The organism is Winogradskyella immobilis, from assembly GCF_021887715.1.
Classification (GTDB): domain Bacteria; phylum Bacteroidota; class Bacteroidia; order Flavobacteriales; family Flavobacteriaceae; genus Winogradskyella; species Winogradskyella immobilis.
Genome location: NZ_JAIQXX010000007.1, coordinates 44,445 through 67,780 on the forward strand (window position 1 = coordinate 44,445; position 23,336 = coordinate 67,780).

At 32.0% G+C, this 23,336-nt stretch carries 21 protein-coding genes and 1 tRNA gene; 9 read left to right on the forward strand and 13 right to left on the reverse strand.

Translation table 11 applies throughout. The annotated features are described in order from the left end of the window. The first annotated feature begins 31 nt into the window (after positions 1 to 31). Positions 32 to 1,489, forward strand: coding sequence for an RNA polymerase factor sigma-54 (gene rpoN / locus K8Z87_RS06975; protein ID WP_227476772.1), 1,458 nt, complete (start codon positions 32 to 34; stop codon positions 1,487 to 1,489). A gap of 3 nt (positions 1,490 to 1,492) precedes the next feature. Next, a complete protein-coding gene (locus K8Z87_RS06980; protein ID WP_227476773.1) occupies positions 1,493 to 2,098 on the forward strand; it encodes a hypothetical protein in 606 nt (201 codons plus the stop codon). On the opposite strand, the gene K8Z87_RS06985 is transcribed toward K8Z87_RS06980, so the two are convergent. The 8 genes from K8Z87_RS06985 to K8Z87_RS07020 form a co-directional block, all read right to left on the reverse strand. After that, positions 2,093 to 2,776, reverse strand: a complete 684-nt coding sequence (locus K8Z87_RS06985) for a porin family protein (protein WP_227476774.1) — start codon at positions 2,774 to 2,776, stop codon at positions 2,093 to 2,095. The two genes, K8Z87_RS06980 and K8Z87_RS06985, sit on opposite strands and share 6 nt — an antisense overlap. Before the next feature lie 98 nt (positions 2,777 to 2,874). Then, complete coding sequence (locus K8Z87_RS06990; RefSeq protein ID WP_227476775.1) at positions 2,875 to 3,345, reverse strand: ExbD/TolR family protein; 471 nt, start codon at positions 3,343 to 3,345, stop codon at positions 2,875 to 2,877. Position 3,346: 1 nt separating this feature from the next. Next, complete coding sequence (locus tag K8Z87_RS06995; RefSeq protein ID WP_227476776.1) at positions 3,347 to 3,964, reverse strand: ExbD/TolR family protein; 618 nt, start codon at positions 3,962 to 3,964, stop codon at positions 3,347 to 3,349. A 5-nt stretch (positions 3,965 to 3,969) separates the two neighbouring features. Continuing rightward, positions 3,970 to 4,419, reverse strand: coding sequence for a hypothetical protein (locus K8Z87_RS07000; RefSeq protein WP_227476777.1), 450 nt, complete (start codon positions 4,417 to 4,419; stop codon positions 3,970 to 3,972). A gap of 9 nt (positions 4,420 to 4,428) precedes the next feature. Further along, positions 4,429 to 5,196 carry a MotA/TolQ/ExbB proton channel family protein gene (locus tag K8Z87_RS07005; protein WP_227476778.1) on the reverse strand — a complete coding sequence of 256 codons (768 nt, stop codon included), beginning with the start codon at positions 5,194 to 5,196 and terminating at the stop codon, positions 4,429 to 4,431. A 75-nt stretch (positions 5,197 to 5,271) separates the two neighbouring features. After that, a tRNA-Ser gene (locus K8Z87_RS07010) sits at positions 5,272 to 5,359 on the reverse strand. 84 nt (positions 5,360 to 5,443) lie between these two features. Next, positions 5,444 to 6,469, reverse strand: a complete 1,026-nt coding sequence (locus K8Z87_RS07015) for an asparaginase (protein WP_227476779.1) — start codon at positions 6,467 to 6,469, stop codon at positions 5,444 to 5,446. 2 nt (positions 6,470 to 6,471) lie between these two features. Continuing rightward, positions 6,472 to 7,239, reverse strand: coding sequence for a TatD family hydrolase (locus K8Z87_RS07020; RefSeq protein WP_227476780.1), 768 nt, complete (start codon positions 7,237 to 7,239; stop codon positions 6,472 to 6,474). Positions 7,240 to 7,287: 48 nt separating this feature from the next. Here K8Z87_RS07020 and K8Z87_RS07025 point away from each other — a divergent pair, with 48 nt between their 5' ends. After that, the gene (locus K8Z87_RS07025) at positions 7,288 to 7,728 is read left to right on the forward strand and encodes a retropepsin-like aspartic protease (RefSeq protein WP_227476781.1); all 441 of its coding nucleotides are present in this window, start codon (positions 7,288 to 7,290) and stop codon (positions 7,726 to 7,728) included. 55 nt (positions 7,729 to 7,783) lie between these two features. Next, positions 7,784 to 8,407, forward strand: a complete 624-nt coding sequence (locus K8Z87_RS07030; protein WP_227476782.1) for a DNA-binding response regulator — start codon at positions 7,784 to 7,786, stop codon at positions 8,405 to 8,407. A 742-nt stretch (positions 8,408 to 9,149) separates the two neighbouring features. Here K8Z87_RS07030 and odhB read toward each other — a convergent pair. After that, the gene (gene odhB / locus K8Z87_RS07035) at positions 9,150 to 10,361 is read right to left on the reverse strand and encodes a 2-oxoglutarate dehydrogenase complex dihydrolipoyllysine-residue succinyltransferase (protein WP_227476783.1); all 1,212 of its coding nucleotides are present in this window, start codon (positions 10,359 to 10,361) and stop codon (positions 9,150 to 9,152) included. A gap of 49 nt (positions 10,362 to 10,410) precedes the next feature. Next, positions 10,411 to 13,167 (reverse strand): 2-oxoglutarate dehydrogenase E1 component, encoded by a 2,757-nt coding sequence (locus K8Z87_RS07040; RefSeq protein WP_227476784.1) that lies wholly within the window; start codon positions 13,165 to 13,167, stop codon positions 10,411 to 10,413. Positions 13,168 to 13,337: 170 nt separating this feature from the next. Here K8Z87_RS07040 and K8Z87_RS07045 point away from each other — a divergent pair, with 170 nt between their 5' ends. Then, complete coding sequence (locus K8Z87_RS07045; protein WP_227476785.1) at positions 13,338 to 13,826, forward strand: alpha-ketoglutarate decarboxylase; 489 nt, start codon at positions 13,338 to 13,340, stop codon at positions 13,824 to 13,826. Between the two features lie 14 nt (positions 13,827 to 13,840). On the opposite strand, the gene K8Z87_RS07050 is transcribed toward K8Z87_RS07045, so the two are convergent. Together K8Z87_RS07050 and K8Z87_RS07055 are read right to left on the reverse strand one after the other, a co-directional pair. Then, entirely contained in the window at positions 13,841 to 14,191 is a 351-nt protein-coding gene (locus K8Z87_RS07050; protein ID WP_227476786.1) for a hypothetical protein, read from the reverse strand. Continuing rightward, positions 14,191 to 15,162 (reverse strand): polyprenyl synthetase family protein, encoded by a 972-nt coding sequence (locus K8Z87_RS07055; RefSeq protein ID WP_227476787.1) that lies wholly within the window; start codon positions 15,160 to 15,162, stop codon positions 14,191 to 14,193. Before K8Z87_RS07055 ends, K8Z87_RS07050 begins: the two co-directional genes overlap by 1 nt. 131 nt (positions 15,163 to 15,293) lie before the next feature. Between K8Z87_RS07055 and K8Z87_RS07060 the strand changes: the two genes are divergently transcribed. The 4 genes from K8Z87_RS07060 to K8Z87_RS07075 are packed head-to-tail and all read left to right on the forward strand — an operon-like array spanning position 15,294 to position 21,944. Then, entirely contained in the window at positions 15,294 to 15,899 is a 606-nt protein-coding gene (locus K8Z87_RS07060) for a TetR/AcrR family transcriptional regulator (RefSeq protein WP_227476788.1), read from the forward strand. 2 nt (positions 15,900 to 15,901) lie between these two features. Beyond that, positions 15,902 to 17,218 carry a TolC family protein gene (locus K8Z87_RS07065; protein WP_227476789.1) on the forward strand — a complete coding sequence of 439 codons (1,317 nt, stop codon included), beginning with the start codon at positions 15,902 to 15,904 and terminating at the stop codon, positions 17,216 to 17,218. A 27-nt stretch (positions 17,219 to 17,245) separates the two neighbouring features. After that, complete coding sequence (locus tag K8Z87_RS07070) at positions 17,246 to 18,433, forward strand: efflux RND transporter periplasmic adaptor subunit (protein ID WP_227476790.1); 1,188 nt, start codon at positions 17,246 to 17,248, stop codon at positions 18,431 to 18,433. Continuing rightward, on the forward strand, positions 18,426 to 21,944 hold the full coding sequence (locus K8Z87_RS07075; RefSeq protein WP_227476791.1) for an efflux RND transporter permease subunit: 3,519 nt from the start codon (positions 18,426 to 18,428) through the stop codon (positions 21,942 to 21,944). Before K8Z87_RS07070 ends, K8Z87_RS07075 begins: the two co-directional genes overlap by 8 nt. A gap of 55 nt (positions 21,945 to 21,999) precedes the next feature. Here the strand turns inward: K8Z87_RS07075 and K8Z87_RS07080 are convergent, their stop codons facing one another. Next, positions 22,000 to 23,325: a RagB/SusD family nutrient uptake outer membrane protein gene (locus K8Z87_RS07080; protein WP_227476792.1), complete on the reverse strand. Its 1,326-nt coding sequence runs from the start codon at positions 23,323 to 23,325 to the stop codon at positions 22,000 to 22,002. Positions 23,326 to 23,336 lie beyond the last annotated feature (11 nt).

The following is a 23,336-nucleotide window of genomic DNA, read 5'->3' on the forward strand; positions in this document are numbered from 1 at the left end:
TTTAATTTTAAGATAAAATCAACCCAAAAGAATGCTAAAGCAGTATTTACAATTTAAGTTATCTCAAAAGTTATCTCCTCAGCAGATTCAATTAATGAAATTGATTCAGTTACCGACTCAAGCTTTTGAGCAACGTTTAAAACAAGAATTGGAAGAAAACCCTGCTTTAGATACTGGTAAAGACAAAACAGAAGATAGTTTTGATGAGTTTGACAATAGTCAAGATGAGTATAACGATAACGAAACTATAGACACTGGTGATATTAATGTTGATGAATATTTAAGTGATGATGAAATCCCCGATTATAGAACACATGCTAATAATTACAGTGTAGATGATGATGAAAAATCAGTGCCATATGCAGCCGGAACATCGTTCACTCAGCATTTAACTACTCAATTAAATACTTTTAGACTTAACGATCAAGAATACGAAATTGCCTTATTCTTAGTCGGCAGTGTAGATGAAAGTGGATATATACGTCGTTCGTTATCTGACATTACCGATGACTTGGCGTTTACACAAAATGTTTTTACTACAGAAGAAGAGGTTGAAAATGTATTAAATGTTGTTCATCAATTAGATCCTGCTGGTGTTGCCGCCCGTAGTCTTCAAGAGTGTTTAAGTATACAATTACATCGAAAAGAGCAAAACCCTGCTATAGAATTAGCTATTGCAGTTATAGATAAAGCCTTTGATCAGTTTACAAAAAAGCATTACAAAAAATTACTTCAAAAATTTAGTATTGATGAAGAAGAACTCAAAGATGCTATAGAAGAAATAGAACGTCTTAATCCAAAACCAGGAGGTTCTTATGCTGGCAATAATAGAATGGTTGAACATGTTGTCCCTGATTTTGCTATAAAAATTATTGATGGCAAATTAGAACTTACTCTTAATGGTCGTAATGCCCCAGAGCTTCATGTTTCTAGAGAGTATAATAACATGCTAAAAGGGTACAAGGAATCTAAAGATAAAACGCAATCACAAAAAGATGCCGTACTATTTATTAAGCAAAAATTAGATGCTGCCAAATGGTTTATTGAAGCAGTAAGACAAAGGCAACAAACGCTTTTTGTTACTATGAGCTCGATTATGCATTACCAAAAAGATTACTTTTTAACAGGTGATGAGCGTAATCTTAAACCTATGATTCTTAAAGATATTGCAGACGAAATAGAAATGGATGTTTCTACTGTATCTCGTGTGGCTAATAGTAAATATGTTGACACACCTTATGGCACTAAATTAATTAAAGAATTCTTTTCAGAATCTATGACAAACGATCAAGGTGAAGAAGTTTCAACACGTGAGATTAAAAAAATACTTGAAACCGTTATTGAAGACGAAAACAAAAAGAAGCCTTTAACGGATGATAAGCTTGCTACTATTTTAAAAGAAAAAGGGTATCCAATTGCAAGACGTACTGTTGCAAAATATAGAGAGCAATTAGATATTCCTGTGGCTCGTCTGCGTAAAAAGATTTAAGATATGAATACTGTCTTAAAAAGCATATCCTATATTTTTCATCCTCTTATAATGCCGCTATTGGGTGTTGCTTTTTATTTTAGTAAAACACCACGATTTATACCTGATGAAGCTATAAAAGCTAAGTTATTCTCAACAGTAATTTTAACCATTGTTTTACCAATATTGCTGTTCTTTCTTTTAAAGACTTTAAAAAAAGTCGATAGTATACATCTTAAAACCACAAGAGAGCGTGCTTTACCTTTATTTATAAATTGTGTTATTATTTGCTTAATACTAGTACGTGTTTTTACACCAAATGAAATTATTGAACTCTATTATTTCTTTGTTGGTATTTTATCTTCGACACTAGCTTGCTTATTCTTAGCCATTTTTAAAATAAAAGCCAGTATACATATGTTAGCTGCCTCTGGGTTTTTTATGTTTGCTGTGGCTATTGGAGTGCATTTTCAAGTAAACATTAATGGTACTATTGTTTTAATGCTTATTTTACTAGGAGCAATAGCAACTTCGCGCCTTCATTTAAAAGCACATACAAATACAGAGCTTATCATAGGTTTTTTTGTCGGATTATTTCCGCAGTTAATTCTTATAAAATTTTGGTTATAAGATATAGAAAATCAAACCTAGTTTAAGTGCTTTAATATCTATAGATTGGTTATCAACGCTTACTGTATTATCAAATATAGAATTCAATCCATAATACACATTAAAATTCCAAGTTCCATAACCCGCACTTAATGTAATACCGTATTGAAAGTCATTAAAATTATCTATACTTGAAAGATCATTATCTAAATTAGAACTTCTCAACTTAGATGTATTGTATACCAGATAACTAAACTTAAAACCTGTGTATATTCGCCAGAATTTATAGTCCGTTGCTGTAGATGTGCGCCAGCGTAATTCTAAAGGAAAATCTATTAAATATGTAGTAAATTTATTCTTCTGAATATTCTCTATAGTTTCATCTGAGAAACTAAACTGAAATTCATTAGCGTTTTCAGAAATTATAAGATTTTGATTGTATGAATTCGATGAAACTCCGATACCTAAACCAACGGACCAATTACGCCTAGCATTAAATGGCATATCTCTTATAAAACCAAGGTGGAATCCGGTAGAAAATCCATCTTGTGATAAATCATCTGGGACATTACTTAATATATTATAGGTTATCGATGCATAAAACTGATCTTCTCTATAGCGATCGTCAACGACTAAGCTATCTTGTCCATAGTTTGACTGAAACAGAAAAAACATAAAAAATAATGGAAGATATCTCATGACTGTAAAACTATAAAAAACAGATCATATAAAAACATAAAAAAAGCGTTATGATAATTACATAACGCCTTTTATAAATTATAATTTTATCTATCTACCTATAGATCTTCATTCTTAGCATTTGCCACATACATTATTTTAAGTGCATTGGCTTTTCTGAGTTCTTCTTTAATATCAAAAGTGATACCTGCTTTTGTATTTGTATCTACTTTAAGCCCAATAACAACTCTTGGTTGAAGTTCTTCAGGTAAATTATTGATATACTCTTTTACTGCTGGTTGAACGGCGTCTAAATTAACATACGCATCATTAATTTGTATACGCCCTTCTTCACCAAATTTACCTTTATATTGTTCACTTGGTGCTCCAGCATAAATAAACATGGTTCTGTCTTTTTTCAGTTTTTCAACTTGATCTGCAGGAGGTAATTGATTTTCTACCAATAAGCTAGTATCTCTTAATACGGTCGCAACCATAAAAAAGAATAGTAACATAAATACAATATCTGGCAATGATGCCGTAGAAATTGCAGGTAATCCTCCGTCTTTTTTCTTCTTAAATTTAGACATATTAATTTACTTTATCAGGTTGAGACTCAGATAACTTTAATGGATACATATCCTTAATTGTTTGAATATCTTCATTAAGCTTCTCATCTTTATTAAACTGATTCTTTTCCTTCTCTTCTAACATAGATTGATAAGAACGGTTAAAGAGTCTTTGTGCTTCTCTATCTCTTAAGAAATTATAAGCCGAAAGTAATGAATTTTGCACTTCAATATACTTACCATGAGAGCTTCTTCTATCATACTTTAATGTTACAATTGCCTTATCTGGATGATCTGATGAAGATGCATCTCTTTCACCTTTACAATAATCACAAGATTCTCCTTCCGCATTCGTACTACCTCCATTATCTAAAAAATCTATAGCAGCTTGCTTTAAATCTTTAATCTCCATGACTTCATCTTCTACAAAAAGATCATCATTTAAATTAATAACAATTGTAAATAAATTTTTAGCCTTAATTTCTGGCGGAGTAATCTCTGTATCATCAATAGGAGGTAAACTTCTTAAGATACCTTTATCTTTCTCAATTGTAGTTGTTACCAGAAAGAAAATTAATAGTAAAAAAGCAATGTCAGCCATTGAACCCGCATTAACTTCTGGTACTGATCGTTTTGCCATAATACTTACTTATTAATTATCTTCTTTGCTCCTGCAAATAACATTGCTATTGCCGCAATAGCTAATAACAGATAGAATGCTACTAAACCAGCACCTACCATTTGAGATGTACTATCTGTAGCAAAACCTCCATCTTGTAGGTCATACTGTCTTGCGTCACCACCAGACATTACATAAGAAATGACTAGTACAGCTACAAAAGCACCAACACCTATTAGTGTGTTTTTAAGACCTGCTGTATTAGTAAATAAGTTTTTTAGTACAAAAAACAATACTGCTAAAACTGTTAATCCTAAAATAACATAGGCTATAAGAGCCATTGGGTCTACTATAGCAGAATCACCTGCCGCTGCAGCTGCCTTAATCTCATCGTCACCTGTAGATATTATTCTCACTAAGAAAATAATACCAAGTAACCCAAGAACGGCTGCTACTATTTTTAATATTTTATGCATAATTGTCTATTATTTTTTGTGTCTTACTAATAAATCCATCAATGTGATAGATGAGTCTTCCATATCATTTACAATACTATCAATCTTAGCGATGATGTAGTTGTAAAATATTTGAAGAATAATAGCCACAATAAGACCAAATACCGTTGTTAAAAGTGCTACTTTAATACCACCTGCAACTAAAGAAGGGTTCATGTCACCTGCTGCTTCAATTTTATCGAATGCAGAAATCATACCAATTACTGTTCCCATGAAACCTAACATCGGTGCTAATGCAATAAATAAAGATATCCAAGACACATTCTTTTCTAATTGTCCCATTTGAACACCACCATAAGCTACAACAGCTTTTTCTGCAGCATCAATATCTTCATCTGCTCTATCTAAACCTTGGTAGAATATAGATGCAACTGGTCCTTTTGTATTTCTACAAACTTCTTTTGCTGCCTCAATACCTCCAGATGCTAAAGCATCTTCAACATTTTGAGTTAATTTCTTAGAGTTTGTAGTTGAAAGGTTTAAATAGATAATTCTCTCGATAGCAATCGCTAATCCAAGAATTAAACATAATAATACAATCCCCATAAATCCAGGACCACCTTCAATAAATCTCTTTTTTAATTCTTGATGAAAACCCAATTCCTCTGCCTGAGCATCGTCTTGAGTTATACTTGCAACTGCTGTTGTTGCTGTTGCTACTGTTGTTGTTGCGTTTGCATTAACAGTTCCTAAAACCATTAAACATGTAATAGCCAGGATAGAAAATAATCTTTTCATTGTTCTTAATCTTAATTTTATTAGTTAAAGCGTTAAAGATAAAAAAAAAATGTAACTTATAACTTAAATCATCAGCAGAGAGGAAGGGATTCGAACCCTCGATACCCTTTTGGAGTATACACACTTTCCAGGCGTGCGCCTTCGACCACTCGGCCACCTCTCTGTAAGTCTTTAAAAAATTACAGACCGCCAAATAACAAAAAAATATGCAAACACTAAAACTTCCGAGGTTAATTTTAAGACATATTTAGGACAATTCGCCTCGTAAAGGCACTTCATAAACAGATTTGAAGTTTTTTGGTTCAATTTCTTGTCCTAGTAAGTACATTAGTTTTGTAATTGCTGCTTCTGTTGTCATATCGTTCCCTGATATAACCCCAATCTCTTTTAACTGAGAACTTGTCTCATATTGCCCCATATTTACACTACCACCAGCACATTGCGTCACATTAATAATATACAATCCTTTTTTAATGGCTTTACTTAATAAATCAATAAACCAATCTTGAGTAGTAGCATTACCTGAGCCATAGGTTTCAATAACCAACCCTTTAATTAATTTACTTCTAAGTACAGCTTGTAATATGGGTTTAGAAATTCCTGGGAATAATTTTAAAATTGCAACATTAGTGTCAAATCTATCATTAAGTTTTAACGCTTTAGATCCATTAGGCTTTAATAAATATTCTCTATTAATATTAAGGTGTACGCCAGATTCAGCTAAATGTGGATAATTAAGAGATTCAAAAGCTTCAAAATGTTCTGCATTAATTTTTGTTGTTCTATTGCCTCTATATAATTTATATTCAAAATATAAACCAACTTCTCTAATTATTGGCAATCCGTCTTTTTGAAGCGAAGCCATTTGTATAGAAGTAATTAAATTTTCTTTTGCATCAGTTCGTAAATCACCTATTGGTAGTTGAGAACCTGTAAATATAACTGGTTTATCAAGATTTTCTAACATAAAGCTTAGTGCAGATGCCGAATAGCTCATAGTATCGCTTCCGTGCAGCACAACAAAACCATCAAACTTGGAGTAATTCTCTTTAATAATATGTCCAATCTCAGACCAATATGTTGGATTAATATTAGAGGAGTCTATCGGTTTTTTGAAAGAAATTGTATCTATATTACAATCGAGTAAACGTAATTCTGGAATGCGTTTTAATATATTATTAAAGTCAAATGCTTTTAAAGCACCTGTCTTAGAATCTTTAATCATGCCAATAGTTCCGCCTGTATATATTAATAATATGTTTGGTTTGTCCATTGTTATATACCAAATATGGATTTTGAATTTGCTGTTGTAATTTCTGCAATCTCTTGAGACCCTATATTATAAAGCTCTGATAGTTTTTCTAATACCTTAATTATATATGTGCTTTCATTACGTTTCCCTCTATACGGTTTCGGCGCTAGATAAGGAGAGTCCGTTTCTAACACAATATGCTCTAAATCAATTTGATTAATAAATTGATCTATCTTTCCATTTTTAAAAGTAACGACTCCACCTATACCCAATTTCATATTATATGAAATAGCCTGTTTTGCTTGCTCAATATTTCCTGTAAAACAATGGAAAATTCCAAAAAGATCATTGCTCTTTTCACTGTCTAATACTTCAAAAATTTCGTCAAAAGCTTCTCTACAATGAATAACGATTGGCAATTTGTAATGCTTAGCCAATTTAATTTGATGCTTAAATGCTTCTATCTGAATTTGCAAAGTAGATTTATCCCAATATAAGTCTATCCCTATTTCACCAACGGCATAAAACTTATGCGATGCCAACATCATTTCTACATGTTCTAGCTCTTTTTTATAATTAGCTTTTACATGCGTTGGATGCAAACCCATCATTAAAAAAATATTATCAGGATACTCTTTTTCTAATTGCAACATAGATTCTGTGTATGTAGAATCTATAGCAGGTATAAAAAAACGCTTCACATTATTATTAAGTGCATTTTCTATAATAACGTCTCTATCATCATCAAAAGCTTCACTGTATAAATGTGTATGGGTATCTGTAATAATCATTAATACAAAAGTACATGTTTATACCATTATATTTGCAAAAAAGACTACATGGAGTTATTAAGCGATTTTTTATTAGACAAAGGGTATTCAAAAATAAAATTGAAACTTACTAAAACTAATCATTTTGAAATTAAAGCCATTTTAAATGGTACTAAAGGCCGTTTTATTTTAGATACAGGTGCCTCAAATAGTTGTGTTGGTTTTGAAGCTATTGAACGTTTTAACTTAACTGTTAAAGACTCTGAAATTAAAGCTGTTGGAGCTGGTGCTTCTAATATGTTTACTCAAATTTCTTCTAAAAATGAAATAAAGATTGGAAAATGGGAAAAGAAAAGAATAGTCTTAGTTCTTTTTAATCTCAGCCATGTAAATGAGGGTCTTCTTCATCATAACGCAAATACTGTTGATGGAATTATAGGCGCCGATATTTTAAAAAAAGGAAAGGCTATAATCGATTATAATAAAAAATATTTGTATTTAAAATTTTAAAAAAATCCATTTTTGTTTCTATCTTTAATTCAAATTAAAAAATTAATAGCACTTAATGAAACCATCTATATTAATAGCTGATGACCATCCATTAGTTCTTAAAGGTTTACAAGACTTTCTAATTGAAAAAGACTCTAATATTGCTGCAGTAGCAAAGAATGGAAAAGAAGCCTTATCTCTTATTAAAGCACTACAACCAGACATTGCTATCTTAGATATACAAATGCCATTTTATACAGGTTTAGATATTGCAAAAATTTGTAAGGATGAAAACTTACCTACTAAAATAGCTTTAATCACTTTTGAAAAAGATCAGACCATATATAATGAAGCTATCTCGTTAAATGTTTACGGTTATATTTTAAAGGAATTTGCTTTAGATGAAATTGAAAATTGCATAGCATCTATGATTGAAGACAAGCCTTATTTTAGTCCTGAATTATCTGATTTTATAGCATCTAATAACGATTCAAAAAAAATAGATGTATTAACCTCAACTGAAAAACGAATTCTAAAAGGTATCGCAGAAAATAAAACAGCTAAAGAAATTGGAGAAGAATTAGCTATATCTTCTAGAACTGTAGAAAAACATAAAAGAAATATCAGAATTCGTCTAGAAATGGATTCTAAATCGACTAGTATATTCTTATTTGCAAAAAATAATTACAAATTTTTATAAATATACGTAGTTCTACGTATAGTATGGCATTACTTTTTTTTTAACCTTTACACAGTTATTTGATATAGGGTTAAATAGCCGCTAATAATTAATCAACAATTAGGGATTTAAAAGCTCCAAGTTTTCTTGGAGCTTTTTTTTATATGCATGCATATAAAATACGTAGATCTACGTATAGGATTAGCAAATAATAATTAAGACATTTATAGTGTTATTTTAATTATATAGGGTAAATGAAATAACGTTATTGATCCTAACCGGATTAATCTAGGCTCTGATAAAAATCAGAGCCTTTTTTATTTAAAATTTAATAATCTATTTTTTGTAAGAAAATAGCGTTTTATCGACAAAAGAGATTTTTCTTACAAAAAACACCTAAAATTGATTAAAAAATACGTAGTTCTACGTATAGTATCACATTAGATCTTTTTGCATCTTTACAATGCTATTAATTATTGTCCCAAAATTTAAGTTCTTAAAAACTCTGGATTATTAAATAGTCTAGAGTTTTTTTAAATTAAACCCTATATGCCTAATATGAACTTACCAACAAGAAATAAAATGAATAAAAACGATAAAATATTTATGTGTGTTCTTATTATTAGTTCAGTCACCATAATAACCGCTAATATAATAGTCAACTTTTTTTAGTTAATTTAGTTAGTTATTCCTTTTAATCAAGGGAATAAAAAAAAGCGCAATTTGGTCAAATTGCGCTTTTTGTATTTTATAATAATTAAACTTACAATTCTAATGCTTTTTTAATATTGTTATTCATTAATAATTCTTCAGGATTTTCTAACGCTTCTTTAACCGCAACTAAAAAGCCTACGGATTCTTTTCCATCAATAATTCTATGATCATAAGATAACGCAACATACATTATTGGTCTAATTACTACTTCCCCGTTTACAGCAACTGGTCGTTCAACAATATTATGCATTCCTAAAATTCCACTTTGTGGCGGATTAATAATAGGTGTAGATAACATACTACCAAATACACCTCCGTTAGATATTGTAAATGTACCTCCGGTCATTTCATCTACGGTGATTTGTCCATCGCGTGCTCGTATAGCTAAACGTTTTACCTCAGTTTCAATACCTCTGAATGATAAATTTTCTGCATTACGTATTACTGGTACCATTAAACCTTTTGGCCCAGATACTGCAATACTAATATCTACAAAATCGAAACTTTTCATCTCTTTACCATCAATCATGGAATTAACAGCAGGATATAATTGTAAAGCTCTTACAACAGCTAAAGAAAAGAAAGACATAAATCCAAGTCCAACACCATGCTTATCTTTAAATTCCTCCTTGTATTGTTTACGTAGTTCAAATATTGGAGACATATCTACTTCATTAAAAGTAGTTAGCATCGCTGTAGAATTCTTTGCTTCAACTAAACGCTCAGCTACTTTACGACGTAACATTGACATTTTACTGTTAGAAGAACTTCTATTTCCACCAGATGGTGTTCCCATAGAAGGCGTTGCTTTAACAGCATCTTCTTTTGTAATTCTGCCATCTCTACCAGAGCCAGAAACAGCACTTTCATCCATTCCTTTCTCTGCTAAAACTTTTTTCGCCGCTGGACTTGCTGTACCAGTTGCATATGTTTTAGTTTCTGGAACTGAAGCTTTAGGTTCTTCTTTTTTAGGAGTTTCTTCAACTTTTTCTTCTTTAGCAGGCGCTTCTCCTTCTGGTTTTGCAGCGGCTGTATCAATTAAACAAACCACAGCACCAACCTCAACCGCATCTCCTTCTTCAGCTTTTAGTGTTATAATTCCGCTCGCTTCTGCTGGTAATTCTAAAGTTGCTTTATCACTATCAACTTCTGCAACAGCTTGATCTTTCTCAACATAATCTCCATCTTGCACTAACCATTCTGCAATTTCAACTTCTGTTATCGATTCGCCCGGCGAAGGCACTTTCATTTCTAAAATCATCGTTCTTTATTTTATTTAAGCTCTGATTTAACTTTATGTTTATTATTTTTTATCTCTGGTTGTTCTTTGTTTTATCAAACACATAATCAATCACTTCTTGATGACGTATTTTTGAACGCGCAGAACTACCTGCAGATGGCGCCCCATAAGGTCGTCTTGTTGCTGCTCTAAATTGTTTAGATTCTTCAAAATGCATTAATATATGGCTATAAGCTCCCATATTACGAGGTTCTTCTTGTGCCCATACAATATCATCTGCATTTTTATAGTTTTCAATTACTTTTCGCATAGCATCTACTGGTAATGGAAATAATTGCTCTATTCTAACTAATGCAATATCTCCTCTACCAAGTTTCTCTTGCTCTTCTAGTAAATCGTAATAGAACTTACCTGTTACAAATACTAATGTTTTTACTTGCTCTTTTTTTGCGGTTTCATCATCAATCAGCATTTTAAATTCGCCATTAACAAATTCATCTACACTAGAAACAACTTTTGGATGACGCAATAAACTTTTAGGAGTAAACACCACTAATGGTTTTCTATAATTAGATTTCATTTGTCGTCTTAACAAGTGAAACATATTTGCTGGTGTTGTACAATCTGCAATAAACATATTATCTTTTGCACATACTTGTAAGTAACGCTCCATTCTACCAGACGAATGTTCAGCTCCCTGACCTTCGTAACCATGTGGCAATAACAACACTAATCCATTTTGCGTCTTCCATTTATCTTCGCCAGAAGATATATATTGGTCAATCATAATTTGAGCACCATTACTGAAATCCCCAAATTGTGCTTCCCAAATAGTTAGTGTGTTAGGGCTTGCCATAGCATAACCATAATCAAATCCAACAACACCGTATTCGCTTAATAGTGAGTTATATATATTAAATTGACCTTGATTTTCGTCAACGTTCTTTAATAAAATGATTTCTTCTTCGCTATCTTCAACTTTCACTACTGCATGTCGATGTGAGAATGTACCACGTTCAACATCTTGTCCAGATATTCTAACATTAAATCCTTCTTTTAATAAAGACCCATATGCTAAATGCTCACCCATTGCCCAATCTAGTCGATTTTCATCAAACATTGTTTGACGCGATTCAATTAAACGTTGAATTTTTCTAATAAACTTTTTATCTGAAGGTAAATTAGATATCACTTTAGTTATATCTTCTAAAACTGTTTTAGATACTTTTGTATCTATAGTTTTAATCATTTCTTTTTCATCTACACGAACAAAACCTTTCCATTGTTCTTGCATAAATGGGGAAATCTTGGTCTTTTCAGCTTTACGAGAATCGACTAATTTTTCTTCAAGCTTATCTTTATATTCTTTTTCAATACGTTTTACATGACCGCTATCAATAACGCCTTCTGCTAAAAGATGCTCAGCATATATATCACGAGGATTTTTATGTTTAGAAATGGCTTTATAAAGTAAAGGTTGTGTAAATTTAGGTTCGTCACCTTCATTATGCCCGTACTTTCTATAACCCAGTAGGTCAATAAACACATCGCGCTTAAATTGCATTCTAAAATCTAATGCAAATAATACTGCATGTACTACTGCTTCTACATCATCAGAATTAACGTGTAGTACTGGTGATAAGGTTACCTTACCAACATCTGTACAATACGTACTAGAACGCCCATCTAAGTAATTGGTAGTAAAACCAATTTGATTGTTTACAACAATATGTACTGTTCCGCTAGTTTTATAACCATCTAATTGTGCCATTTGCACCAACTCATAGACTAAACCTTGTCCCGAAATTGCTGCGTCACCATGAACAATTATAGGCAATACCTGAGAAGCATCTTCGATATTACCATTATCTTGTTTTGCTCTTGAAATGCCTTCTACAACTGCACCAACAGTTTCTAAATGCGAAGGATTAGGAGCTATACTTAAATTTATTTTTTTACCTGTGTCTGTTTCGCAATCGCTAGTCCAGCCTAAATGGTACTTTACATCGCCATCAAAAACTTTCTCTTCGTAATCTTTACCATCAAACTCACTAAAAATATCTTTTGCTGATTTTCCAAAAATATTTGTTAGTGTACTTAGACGACCACGATGCGCCATACCCATAACAAATTCTTTTACTCCATACTCTGCTGCTTTTTCTATCATAGCATCTAGAGCTGGAATTAAAGATTCATTCCCTTCTAATGAAAATCGTTTTTGACCTACATATTTAGTATGAAGAAATGTTTCAAACGAAACCGCTTCATTTAACTTTTTAAGAATATTTTTCTTTTCGTCTACTGAAAAGTTTGAATGATTATCATTAATATTAAGCCTATTCTGAATCCAATCTATTTCTTCGGGTTGACGTATATACATATACTCAACACCAATTGAATCGCAATAAATACGTTCTAAATGACCTACAATTTCTTGCAAAGTCATGGGGTTTAAACCTAAAATCTCGCTAGCAGAAAATACTGTAGATAAATCATTTTGAGATAAACCAAAATTCTCTATTTCTAATGTTGGTGCATATTTACGTCTTGCTCTAACAGGATTGGTTTTTGTAAATAAATGACCTCTACTTCTATAAGCATCAATTAATTTTATAACCTGAAATTCTTTCTGAACCTGTTCTGGAATTTGCGTACTAACACCTTCAATAATTTCGCCTTCAAAACCATAGCTTTCTGAGCCAAAATCGTAACCTTGAAAAAAGGCTCTCCAGCTAGGTTCTACAGAATCAGGGTTTTTTAGATATTGTTCGTATAAGTCAGCAAAATATGCTGTATGCGCTGCATTGAGAAAGGAGTATTTATCCATTATTCTTTTAGAGACGTTATAACTTCAACAAAGTTTAAACAAAAGTACAACTTTTGATAAAAACAGTAAGTATTTTATTATTTTTATAAAATTACAACAAAACAATTACAATGTCTTTTTTTATAGGTCTATTAAAACAGAAAAGCTTACGAATTAGTTTAATAATTTGTATGTTTTCTTTTTTTATGACTAATGCACAAAACTTTAATACTGATTCATCTCATTTTTGGAGCAATGTGCAATATGGCGGAGGTATTGGTTTAAGTTTTGGAGATGGTTTTTTTAGTGGTGTATTAGCACCTAACGCTATATATCGCTTTAATAATTATGTAGCATCTGGTGTTGGGTTAAATTTTAGTTATAGTAGCCAAGAAGATGTGTTTCAATCTACCGTCGTTGGCGGAAGTATTATTGGTCTTTTTAATCCAATTCCTGGAATACAATTATCTACAGAATTTGAGGAACTTTATGTCAATAGAGATATTGATGATGGGTTTATTTCATCCATAGATGACAATTATTGGTATCCTGCTCTATTTTTAGGAGTTGGTTATATTTCTGGTAATATAACTTTTGGCATTAGATACGACGTTTTGTTTGATAGAGACACTAGTATTTATAATGAGGCTTGGTTACCGTTTGTGCGTTTCTTTTTCTAGCACTAAAAAACCCGTTAAGAATATTTGGTTTTATACCAAACCTTTTGCCACTCGCGTTGTAATATTAAAAATGTAATAGACTCTGAAAGCTTTAAAGTATCGTTACCATCTAGAGTTCTTACTTTAATTTCGGACACATCTATAATATATAATAAGTTGAGATATTCTGAAAATTTATTTTGGATCAGATTATATACTTCTTCCTGAAGTATTAATTTTAAACTTGTGGGTAAAACTTCTTCGTCAAATTCTAAATCTACATTAGCATAAAGTAAATCTTTATTTAATTGTTTAACGAGTTTTTTATAGAGTTGAAGTGCGCTAGCATCTTCTATTAAGGCTTCAAAAGTTGTTGGAAGTTTCATTAGGTATTTCTGGTCATTAAACCAATGCCAAATTGTTTCAAAAGTTGTTTTTTATCATCAGGAAGATCTAATATTTCTAAAACAGAAAACGCCTTATTTGTATAAAATTCTACAGCCAGTTTTGTGGCTTGCTCTGCACCGGTTTCAACAAACAATTGCTTGACTGAATTGACCTTTTCTTGAGGATTTTCAGGCTGTGATTGAAACCATTTATGCAACATTGCTTTATTATCTTTATCTAAAGATTCTTCAGCTTTTAAATACAGGTATGTTTTTTTATTTTCTATAATATCACCGCCAACTTGTTTACCAAACGTTTCTGGATTTCCAAAAGCATCTAAATAATCATCTTGTATTTGAAAAGCAATACCAAGATAACGACCAAAATCATAAATACCTCTTTGATCTTCTTTAGAAGCATTAGCAATTATAGCTCCCATTTTCATTGCTGCACCAACTAAAACCGCGGTTTTATATTCTATCATTTTTAAATACTCCTCAATTGACACATCATTTCTAGTTTCAAAATCAATATCGTACTGTTGGCCTTCACAAACTTCTAAAGCTGTTTTACTAAACAATTCTGCTAAAGCTTTAAATGTATTAGGCTCGTAGTTTTCAAATAATTGATACGCTAAAATAAGCATGGCATCTCCAGATAGAATGCCTGTATTTAAATCCCATTTTTCATGTACTGTGGTTTTTCCTCGCCGTAATGGTGCATCATCCATAATATCATCATGCACCAAAGAAAAATTATGAAACACTTCTATTGACAATGCTGCATCTAAGGCTATTTTATAATCAACTCCAAATACATCGGATGTCATTAAAGTTAATATTGGTCTTAAACGTTTTCCTCCAAGTTTTAAAATATAATTTATTGGTTCGTATAAATTATTAGGATGTCTATCAATTGTAAAATCTTCAAGATAATTGATAAATGCTTTTTGATATTTTTCTATATGCATACTGCAAAAATAACAGAATAGATTATGTAATCATAGTTAATTAATTTAATGTTAAAGAGGTTAAATAATTATTAAAACCTTGGAAACTTTTTTTGTTTTTATAGTTTCCAATTGTATATTTGCATCCAATTATGAGAGATAAAATTATACAAAAATCGGCTGAATTATTTTTAAATCTAGGGTTTAAAAGTGTTACCATGGATGACATTGCTAACGAAATGGGCATTTCTAAAAAAACCATTTATGTGCATTTTTCTAACAAAACTAAACTTGTAGAGACCGTAACATTTACCCTTTTTGAAACTATTTGTGATGGTATCGATGGTATTTGTTCAACATCTAACAATCCTATTGAAGAGTTATATGCTATTAAAATGTTTGTAATGCAACATTTAAATAATGAAAAAACATCTCCTCAGTATCAACTAAAAAAATACTATCCGCAAATTTATGATGTATTGAAAGCCAAGCAGTTTGACAAAATGCAAGATTCTGTTTTAGAAAGTCTACAACAAGGCGTCAACACAGGTGTTTTTAGGAATACTATTGATGTTAATTTTATTTCTAGAATGTATTTTAATGGAATGACAGGCATTAAAGACAATTCTATATTTCCTCAAGAAAAATTTAACATGAATTATTTAATGGAAAGTTATTTAGAATATCATTTAAGAGCTATAGTTACAGAAAAAGGAATGACCATATTAAACAATTTTATAACAAAAAATCAATCATAACAATGAGACAATCACTCATATTAATTTTTAGTATTTGTATTTCTGTTTCTGGATTTTCACAAGAGAGCACTAAAAGTTTCTCTTTACAAGAAGCAATCTCCTTTGCACTAGAAAATAATAGAACAGCAAAAAATGCTGCTAGAGATATTGCAGCTGCTGAAAAACAAAAATGGGAAACCATTGCTACTGGTTTACCTCAAGTAAATGCAGAAATTGGTTATCAGAATAATTTAAAACGAAGTGTCGCTGTATTTGACAATCAAACATTTCCTTTGGGACCTAGACAATCAGTGAATGCTACTACCACTATTAATCAATTACTCTTTGACGGTTCTTATTTAGTTGGGTTGCAATCCGCAAAGGTTTTTCTAGAAATCTCTAAAAATGCTAAAGAGAAAACAGATTTAGAAGTCCGAAAATCCGTTATTAATGCTTATGGCAATGTGCTATTAGCTGAAGAATCTATTCGGATACTTGATCGTAACATTGAAGTACTTCAAAAGAACTTGGATGAAACTCGAAAGATTTACGAGAATGGTCTCGAAGAAGAAGAGAGTGTAGAGCAATTACAAATTACATTATCTGGTGTAAAAAGTAATTTAGAAAATACAACCAGATTAAAACACATCGCCTACCAATTGTTAAATATAGCTATAGGTTTAGATATAAATAATGCTGTTGTTTTAAAAGACAATTTAGAAACATTAGCTATTGAAAACATGACGCTTAGTTTACTAGATGCAAATGAACATGTAGAGAATGTTATTGATTATAAAATTGTTGAAAACGATAAAGTCTCTAAAGAACTATTACTAAAACTAGAAAAAAGTAAAGCGCTGCCAACATTAAGAGGTTTTATTAGTGGAGGCTACTTGGGCAATAGCAGCTCTTTTTCTTTTGCTAATTCTGATCAAGAATGGTTTGGTTCTTCTTTATTTGGAGTTACCTTGAATGTTCCTGTTTTTAGTTCTGGTGGGCGACATGCATCAACTCAAAGAGCTAAAATAAATCTTGAAAAAGCAGAGGATGATTTAAAAGAAACCGAACAAAAATTAAAACTTCAAATTTCTTCTGCTAAAAGCGATTACAAATTTGCTATAGAAGATTACCAAAATAAAAAACAAAACTTGGGTCTAGCAGAACGCATAGAGCAAAAAAATCAAATTAAATTTTTCGAAGGTATTGCATCTAGTTTTGAGCTGCGTCAAGCACAAACACAACTCTATTCTGCACAACAAGAATTTTTACAATCTATGTTAGATGTCATTAACAAAAAGACCGAACTAGAAACGGTACTTAATGAAATACCAAAAAACTAATTATTCAAAAAATACAATATCATAAACATGAAACATATATTAACATTAATAAGCTTAGCTTTAATTTTAACCTCTTGTGGAGGAAAAGGCAAGCAATCTGTTGAAGCTATAATAGAAACAGGAGATTTAAAACAAATCCGTTTAAAAAGAGGTGAGATTGTTGCGCAACAACAAGATATTGCAGCAAAACTAAAACAACTCGACGAAAAAATAGCTGTTTTAGACTCTACTAAAAAAACACCTTTAATAACCACATTTACTGTTAAGCAAGCTGTTTTTAATCACTATCTTGAGCTTCAAGGTAATGTAAACACAAAGAAGAATTTGGTTATTTTTCCTGAGTACTCAGGCATTCTAACTCGTGTTTTTGTAAAGAAAGGGCAACATGTTACTAAAGGCCAAAAATTAGCACAAATCGATGATGGAGGTTTAAGTCAACAATTAGCGCAAGTTAAAATACAAGCCGATTTAGCCAAAACAACTTTTGAACGCCAAGAGCGCCTATGGAATCAAAAAATTGGAAGTGAGATTCAGTATTTACAAACCAAATCTAATTACGAGGGGCAAATACAGGTCGTAAATCAAATTCAACAACAGATTAGTAAAACTATTGTTAGAGCACCATTTACTGGTACAATTGATGATATCATTACTGAACAAGGAAGTGTTGTTGGTGCTGGTCAATCACAATTAATGCGTATTGTAAACTTAGACAATATGTATATAGAAACTGATGTCCCTGAACGCTATATCTCAAATGTTACAAAAGATAAGAATGTAAAAGTAGAATTTCCAATCTTAGGCAAAAAGATGAATGCTAAAGTACGTCAAGCTGGTAATTTTATAAACCCTTCCAATCGCACCTTCAAAGTAGAAATTGGTGTCCCAAATAAAGATAGAAGTATTAAACCAAATCTTACAGCACGATTAAAAATTAATGATTATACTAATGAAAAAGCACTTTTAATTCCGCAAAGTATTATTTCTGAAAATGCTGAAGGCGAACAGTATATATATATTATTTCGGATAAAAATTCTGAAAATGAAGGTACTGCTAAACGTCAAATAATTACAACTGGTAAAACACAAGGTGATGTTATTGAAGTATTAAGTGGATTAGAAAATAATGTTGAAATTATTGAAGAAGGTGCTCGTAGTGTAAGAGACGGACAAACTGTTGAAGTAATTAACTATAACGAAGTTGACGATGAGTAAAAAAAACAAAATAAACGTCGATAAAGAATTCGCATTATCATCATGGGCAATTGGAAACAAGACCACCATGTATGTGCTTATTCTATTGTTCTTTTTCTTAGGTATCTCTGCTTTTTTTAGTATGCCTCGCGAAAATTTCCCCGAAGTCAACGAAACTAAAATATATGTGAGTACTGTTTTTCCGGGAAACACTGCCGAAGACATTGAAAAACTTATCTCTGACCCGTTAGAAGACAAACTAAAAACGGTAAGTAATTTGGTAGAGTTAACCTCAACCTCGCAGGAAGATTATTCGATTTTAGTTGTAGAATTTGATGAAAATATTACGGTTGAACAAGCCAAACAAAAGGTGAAAGATGAAATTGATTCTGAAACTTCAAGTGAAGATTGGCCTACATTTAATGGTGCAAAAGTAGAGCCTAATGTTTTTGAATTGAGTCTTTCTGAAGAAATGCCAATTTTAAATATTAATATTTCTGGAGATTATACAGTTGAAAAATTAAAAGAATATGCCGAATATCTTCAAGATGAAATTGAAGATTTACCAGAAATTAAAAAGGCAGATATTCGTGGTGCACAAGACCGCGAGGTTGAAGTTGAAGTTGACATCTATAAAATGATGGCAGCAAAAGTGACCTTCAATGATATTTTGGGAGCTATTGGTAACGGAAACGTCACACAATCTGCAGGTAATTTAAAAGCCAGCGGACAACGACGTACCATTAGAATTATTGGTGAAATTACTAAACCTTCAGAATTAGAAAACTTTGTAGTTAAGTCAGAAAACGGAAATGCCATTTACTTAAAAGACGTTGCAAAAATCTCTTTTCATGAAGAAGATAAAACCACGTTTGCACGCAAATCTGGGAAACCTGTAGTGATGCTCGACGTAAAAAAACGAGCAGGAAAAAACATGGTTGCGGCTGCAGAGCAAATTCAAACTATTGTAAAAAACGCAATTGAAAATGAATTTCCACAAGATTTAGAAGTGTCTATTACCAACGACCAATCTTCGGTAACAATCGGTCAAGTTGATGATTTGGTAAACAACATCATCTTTGGTGTTATTCTCGTGGTAACGGTTTTAATGTTTTTTTTAGGATTTAAAAATGCCTTATTCGTAGGTTTTGCCATACCAATGTCCATGTTTATGTCTTTAATGATTTTAAATCTTATTGGCTATAGTTTAAACACCATGGTGCTTTTTGGACTTATTATGGGTCTAGGAATGTTAGTAGATAATGGTATCGTGGTTGTAGAGAATGTGTACCGCTTAATAGAAGAAGAAGGTTTATCTCGTCTCGAAGCTGCAAAAAAAGGTATTGGTGAAATTGCATTTCCTATTATTATTTCCACATTAACAACCGTAGCCGCCTTTGTTCCGTTAGCATTTTGGCCAGGTATCATGGGAGAATTTATGAAGATTTTACCAATAACATTGTCTATAGTTTTAGGCTCTTCATTATTTGTCGCTATCTTTTTTAATTCAGTTTTAGTGTCACAGTTTATGAAGATTGAAGACAAAGAAATGCCATTAAAACAAATCATAAAAACCACTATTATTGTTGCTGTAATTGGCCTGCTAATTCTACTTTTTGGAGGTGCCTATCGTGGTTTAGGAACAGTAATGATTTTTACAGCTCTTATGCTTTGGGCGTACCGTTTCTTTATCAGAAAATGGGCGAATAATTTCCAAAATAAATCTTTAGTGAAATTAGAAAATTGGTATGAGCGTATGCTTACTGGCGCATTATCTAAAAAGCGTCCTTATACCTTAAGCATTATCACATTCTTTTTACTCATTGGAGCATTTATAGCGTTTGGCGCTTCTGTTGGAATGCAGCGTACCAAAATTGAATTTTTCCCAGACAATAAGCCAAATCAAATTATTGTTTATATCGAATATCCTGAAGGTACGGCAATCGAAAAAACCAACGCCATTACCAAGCAGGTTGAAAATCGGGTTTACGATGTCATTAACCAAAATCAGTATATCGATGATGGCAAAAATTTCTTAGTAGAAAGTGCAGTTTCTCAAGTTGGCGAAGGTGCAGGAAATCCACAAACCGATGGTGGCTCTAATGCCGAAATGCCACATAAAGCAAAAATTACAGCCTCAATGCGAGAGTATAAATACCGTCGTGGTGAAGACTCTGAAATTTTAAGGCAAAAAGTACAAGAAGCTTTAGTTGGTATTTATCCTGGTGTTTTAATTTCTGTCGAAAAAGATGCTGCTGGCCCGCCTGCTGGTCCGCCAATCAATATCGAAATTGAAGGCAAAGATTACAATGAATTAATTGCCACAGCCGAAAAAATGCAAGAATTCATAAACTCAAAAAATATTTCTGGTATTGATGAACTTAAGATAGATGTAAACAAAGACAAGCCAACCATGCAGGTAGAAATCGACCGTGAAAAAGCGGGTGAACTTGGCATAAGTGCGCTTCAAATTGGTAACCAATTGCGTAATTCTATCTTTGGTTCTAAAGCCGGTATTTATAAAGAAAATGGCGATGATTTTGATATTTACGTCAGATTTAATCAGAATTTAAGATACAACACCAGTGCTTTATTTAATCAGAATATTACGTTTAGAGATAACACAGGTAATCTCAAAGAAATTCCCTTGTCTGTTGTAGCAAAGCAGAAAAATAATTCTGGTTTTAGCGCTATTAAGCATAAAGATACTAAGCGTGTTGTAACACTATATTCGGCTTTAACACCTGGTGAAACAGATGCAGGAGCTGTTGTTGCAAAAATTCAGAATGAAATGGAAAGTTTTAAAGACTTACCATCTGATATTAAAATTGATTATACAGGTCAAATCGAAGAACAAAATAAACAAATGTTGTTTTTAATGGGAGCATTTTTCACTGGACTTGGGCTTATTTTCTTCATACTTATTTTTCAATTTAATTCTATTTCAAAACCAACAATTATAATGCTTGCTATCTTTTTAAGTTTAATTGGTGTGTTTGGCGGGATAGTTATTTCGGGAAGCTCTTTCGTGATTATGATGACAATGGTTGGTATTATTTCATTGGCTGGTATTGTAGTAAATAATGGTGTGGTACTTTTAGATTACACCCAACTATTAATAGACCGAAAGAAGAATGAACTCGGTTTAGAAAAAGGAGATTACCTCAGTCCTGAAGACTTATTTAGTGCCATTGTAAAAGCCGGAAAAGCACGTTTACGACCTGTGCTTTTAACCGCAATCACTACCATTTTAGGATTAATTCCTTTAGCCATTGGTTTAAACATTAACTTCTTTACACTTTTCGCAGACTTTAACCCTAACATTTATATGGGTGGCGATAATGTAATTTTTTGGGGACCATTAGCGTGGACCGTAATTTATGGCCTATTAATCGCAACATTCTTAACACTGATTGTTGTTCCTACATTATTTTTATTGATCACAAAGTTTAAAATGTGGTTAAAATATAGATCTAATGAAACTGAAGCTGAAGTTATTCCTGAAAAGATTATTCTTAATATAGACAAGTAATTATAAAAAAAGAGCCTCAATTGAGGCTCTTCTTATTTTGAAATTATAAAATTGGTTATTGTCCTTCGTTCTCTGTAAGTGGAACTGGTAAAGTATCAAAGACTTGATCTCCTGGGCGATCAATTGGCAATGTACTATTTAAATTATAACGTCTTAAATCAAACATTCTATGGTTTTCACTCCATAAAGAATAACGTCTTTGGTTTAACATTTCTGTTGTTAAATCACCTGCTGTTTGTGCGCCACTATAATCTGGTAATCCGGCAGCATTTCTAACTACATTTAAAGCGTCTTCAGCATCTTGAAGGTTATTAGATAGAATACTTGCTTCAGCATAAATAAGGATTAACTCCTCATTTCTTATTAAATCTATAGGCGAAACATTAGTCGGGTATAACTCTGTTTGATTTGTTCCATTTAACATATCTTGACTTGTAGGATTAGAACGCACAGATGTTTTGGAAGTCACACGAGTATCACCAGCTTCTGCATCTGCAATCCAAGAATCATGAACAATAATTTGATCACCATTATTATCCGTAATCTTAAACAAGTCATTAGTAACATCACCACTTCCTAAACTAAATACATGTTGAGGTCCTGTAGTTAAATCTCCCATTAAATCAAAATGAGAACCATTTAATGCTGTTAGTGTTGCTTGTGCATTTCCATCATACAGATATGCTGTAGCTGCAACTGCTCTATTAAATTGCGCAAAAGTAGATGGTGAATCAAAACCTGAAAAACCAGCTAAACTGAACGCAAAATCACTACCTGCGCTATTAAGATCTGATAAACCATCTTCTAACATTGCTATAACTTGGTCTAAAGCTGCATCAAAATCTAAAATTGGTCCTAAATTATCTGGGTCTGCAACATCTATTCTAGCCCTATTGTATGATTTTAAAACATCTATAAGCTCATGAGCAATTATAGTTTTTGCAAATCCACTATAGCCTGCACGTTGTTGATCTGTTATAGATGTTGTATTATCTATAGCATCTAATATAAGATTAGCGTTTTTAATGGCTCTATAACGTCCAGCCCATGGAGCTGTTGAATAAAATGAATTATTATCTAACATCGCTCCGTTTGCACCTAATAAATCATTAGTGTTTCTAGGGTCAGCATCAAATAAATACAATTCTCTACCCATAGTACCCGAACCTGTTGTTTGTATCGCAATACCATTTCTCATAGTTGATTCTACACCAACAACTAAATTATTTAATTGATTGATGGAAGCCCCTGTTAATACACCTTCAAGACTTGGTCTATTAGGATCAACTTGGTCATCAAAACTACACGATACCAAACTAAAAATAAGGACGGTCGCAAATAGCATTTTCAAATATGCTTTATTTATTATATATTTTTTCATGTCTTTATTTT

Bases quoted from the DNA above. Each gene is read 5' to 3' on its own strand.
- K8Z87_RS07025 (WP_227476781.1), top strand. From the start codon at position 7,288: ATGGAGTTATTAAGCGATTTTTTATTAGACAAAGGGTATTCAAAAATA.
- rpoN (WP_227476772.1), top strand. From the start codon at position 32: ATGCTAAAGCAGTATTTACAATTTAAGTTATCTCAAAAGTTATCTCCT.
- K8Z87_RS07070 (WP_227476790.1), top strand. From the start codon at position 17,246: ATGAAACATATATTAACATTAATAAGCTTAGCTTTAATTTTAACCTCT.
- K8Z87_RS07055 (WP_227476787.1), bottom strand. From the start codon at position 15,162: ATGCATATAGAAAAATATCAAAAAGCATTTATCAATTATCTTGAAGAT.
- K8Z87_RS07020 (WP_227476780.1), bottom strand. From the start codon at position 7,239: ATGATTATTACAGATACCCATACACATTTATACAGTGAAGCTTTTGAT.
- K8Z87_RS07050 (WP_227476786.1), bottom strand. From the start codon at position 14,191: ATGAAACTTCCAACAACTTTTGAAGCCTTAATAGAAGATGCTAGCGCA.
- K8Z87_RS06980 (WP_227476773.1), top strand. From the start codon at position 1,493: ATGAATACTGTCTTAAAAAGCATATCCTATATTTTTCATCCTCTTATA.
- K8Z87_RS07075 (WP_227476791.1), top strand. From the start codon at position 18,426: ATGAGTAAAAAAAACAAAATAAACGTCGATAAAGAATTCGCATTATCA.
- K8Z87_RS07000 (WP_227476777.1), bottom strand. From the start codon at position 4,419: ATGCATAAAATATTAAAAATAGTAGCAGCCGTTCTTGGGTTACTTGGT.
- K8Z87_RS07030 (WP_227476782.1), top strand. From the start codon at position 7,784: ATGAAACCATCTATATTAATAGCTGATGACCATCCATTAGTTCTTAAA.
- K8Z87_RS06985 (WP_227476774.1), bottom strand. From the start codon at position 2,776: ATGAGATATCTTCCATTATTTTTTATGTTTTTTCTGTTTCAGTCAAAC.
- K8Z87_RS07040 (WP_227476784.1), bottom strand. From the start codon at position 13,167: ATGGATAAATACTCCTTTCTCAATGCAGCGCATACAGCATATTTTGCT.
- odhB (WP_227476783.1), bottom strand. From the start codon at position 10,361: ATGATTTTAGAAATGAAAGTGCCTTCGCCGGGCGAATCGATAACAGAA.
- K8Z87_RS06990 (WP_227476775.1), bottom strand. From the start codon at position 3,345: ATGTCTAAATTTAAGAAGAAAAAAGACGGAGGATTACCTGCAATTTCT.
- K8Z87_RS06995 (WP_227476776.1), bottom strand. From the start codon at position 3,964: ATGGCAAAACGATCAGTACCAGAAGTTAATGCGGGTTCAATGGCTGAC.
- K8Z87_RS07045 (WP_227476785.1), top strand. From the start codon at position 13,338: ATGTTTTCTTTTTTTATGACTAATGCACAAAACTTTAATACTGATTCA.
- K8Z87_RS07005 (WP_227476778.1), bottom strand. From the start codon at position 5,196: ATGAAAAGATTATTTTCTATCCTGGCTATTACATGTTTAATGGTTTTA.
- K8Z87_RS07080 (WP_227476792.1), bottom strand. From the start codon at position 23,325: ATGAAAAAATATATAATAAATAAAGCATATTTGAAAATGCTATTTGCG.
- K8Z87_RS07015 (WP_227476779.1), bottom strand. From the start codon at position 6,469: ATGGACAAACCAAACATATTATTAATATATACAGGCGGAACTATTGGC.
- K8Z87_RS07060 (WP_227476788.1), top strand. From the start codon at position 15,294: ATGAGAGATAAAATTATACAAAAATCGGCTGAATTATTTTTAAATCTA.
- K8Z87_RS07065 (WP_227476789.1), top strand. From the start codon at position 15,902: ATGAGACAATCACTCATATTAATTTTTAGTATTTGTATTTCTGTTTCT.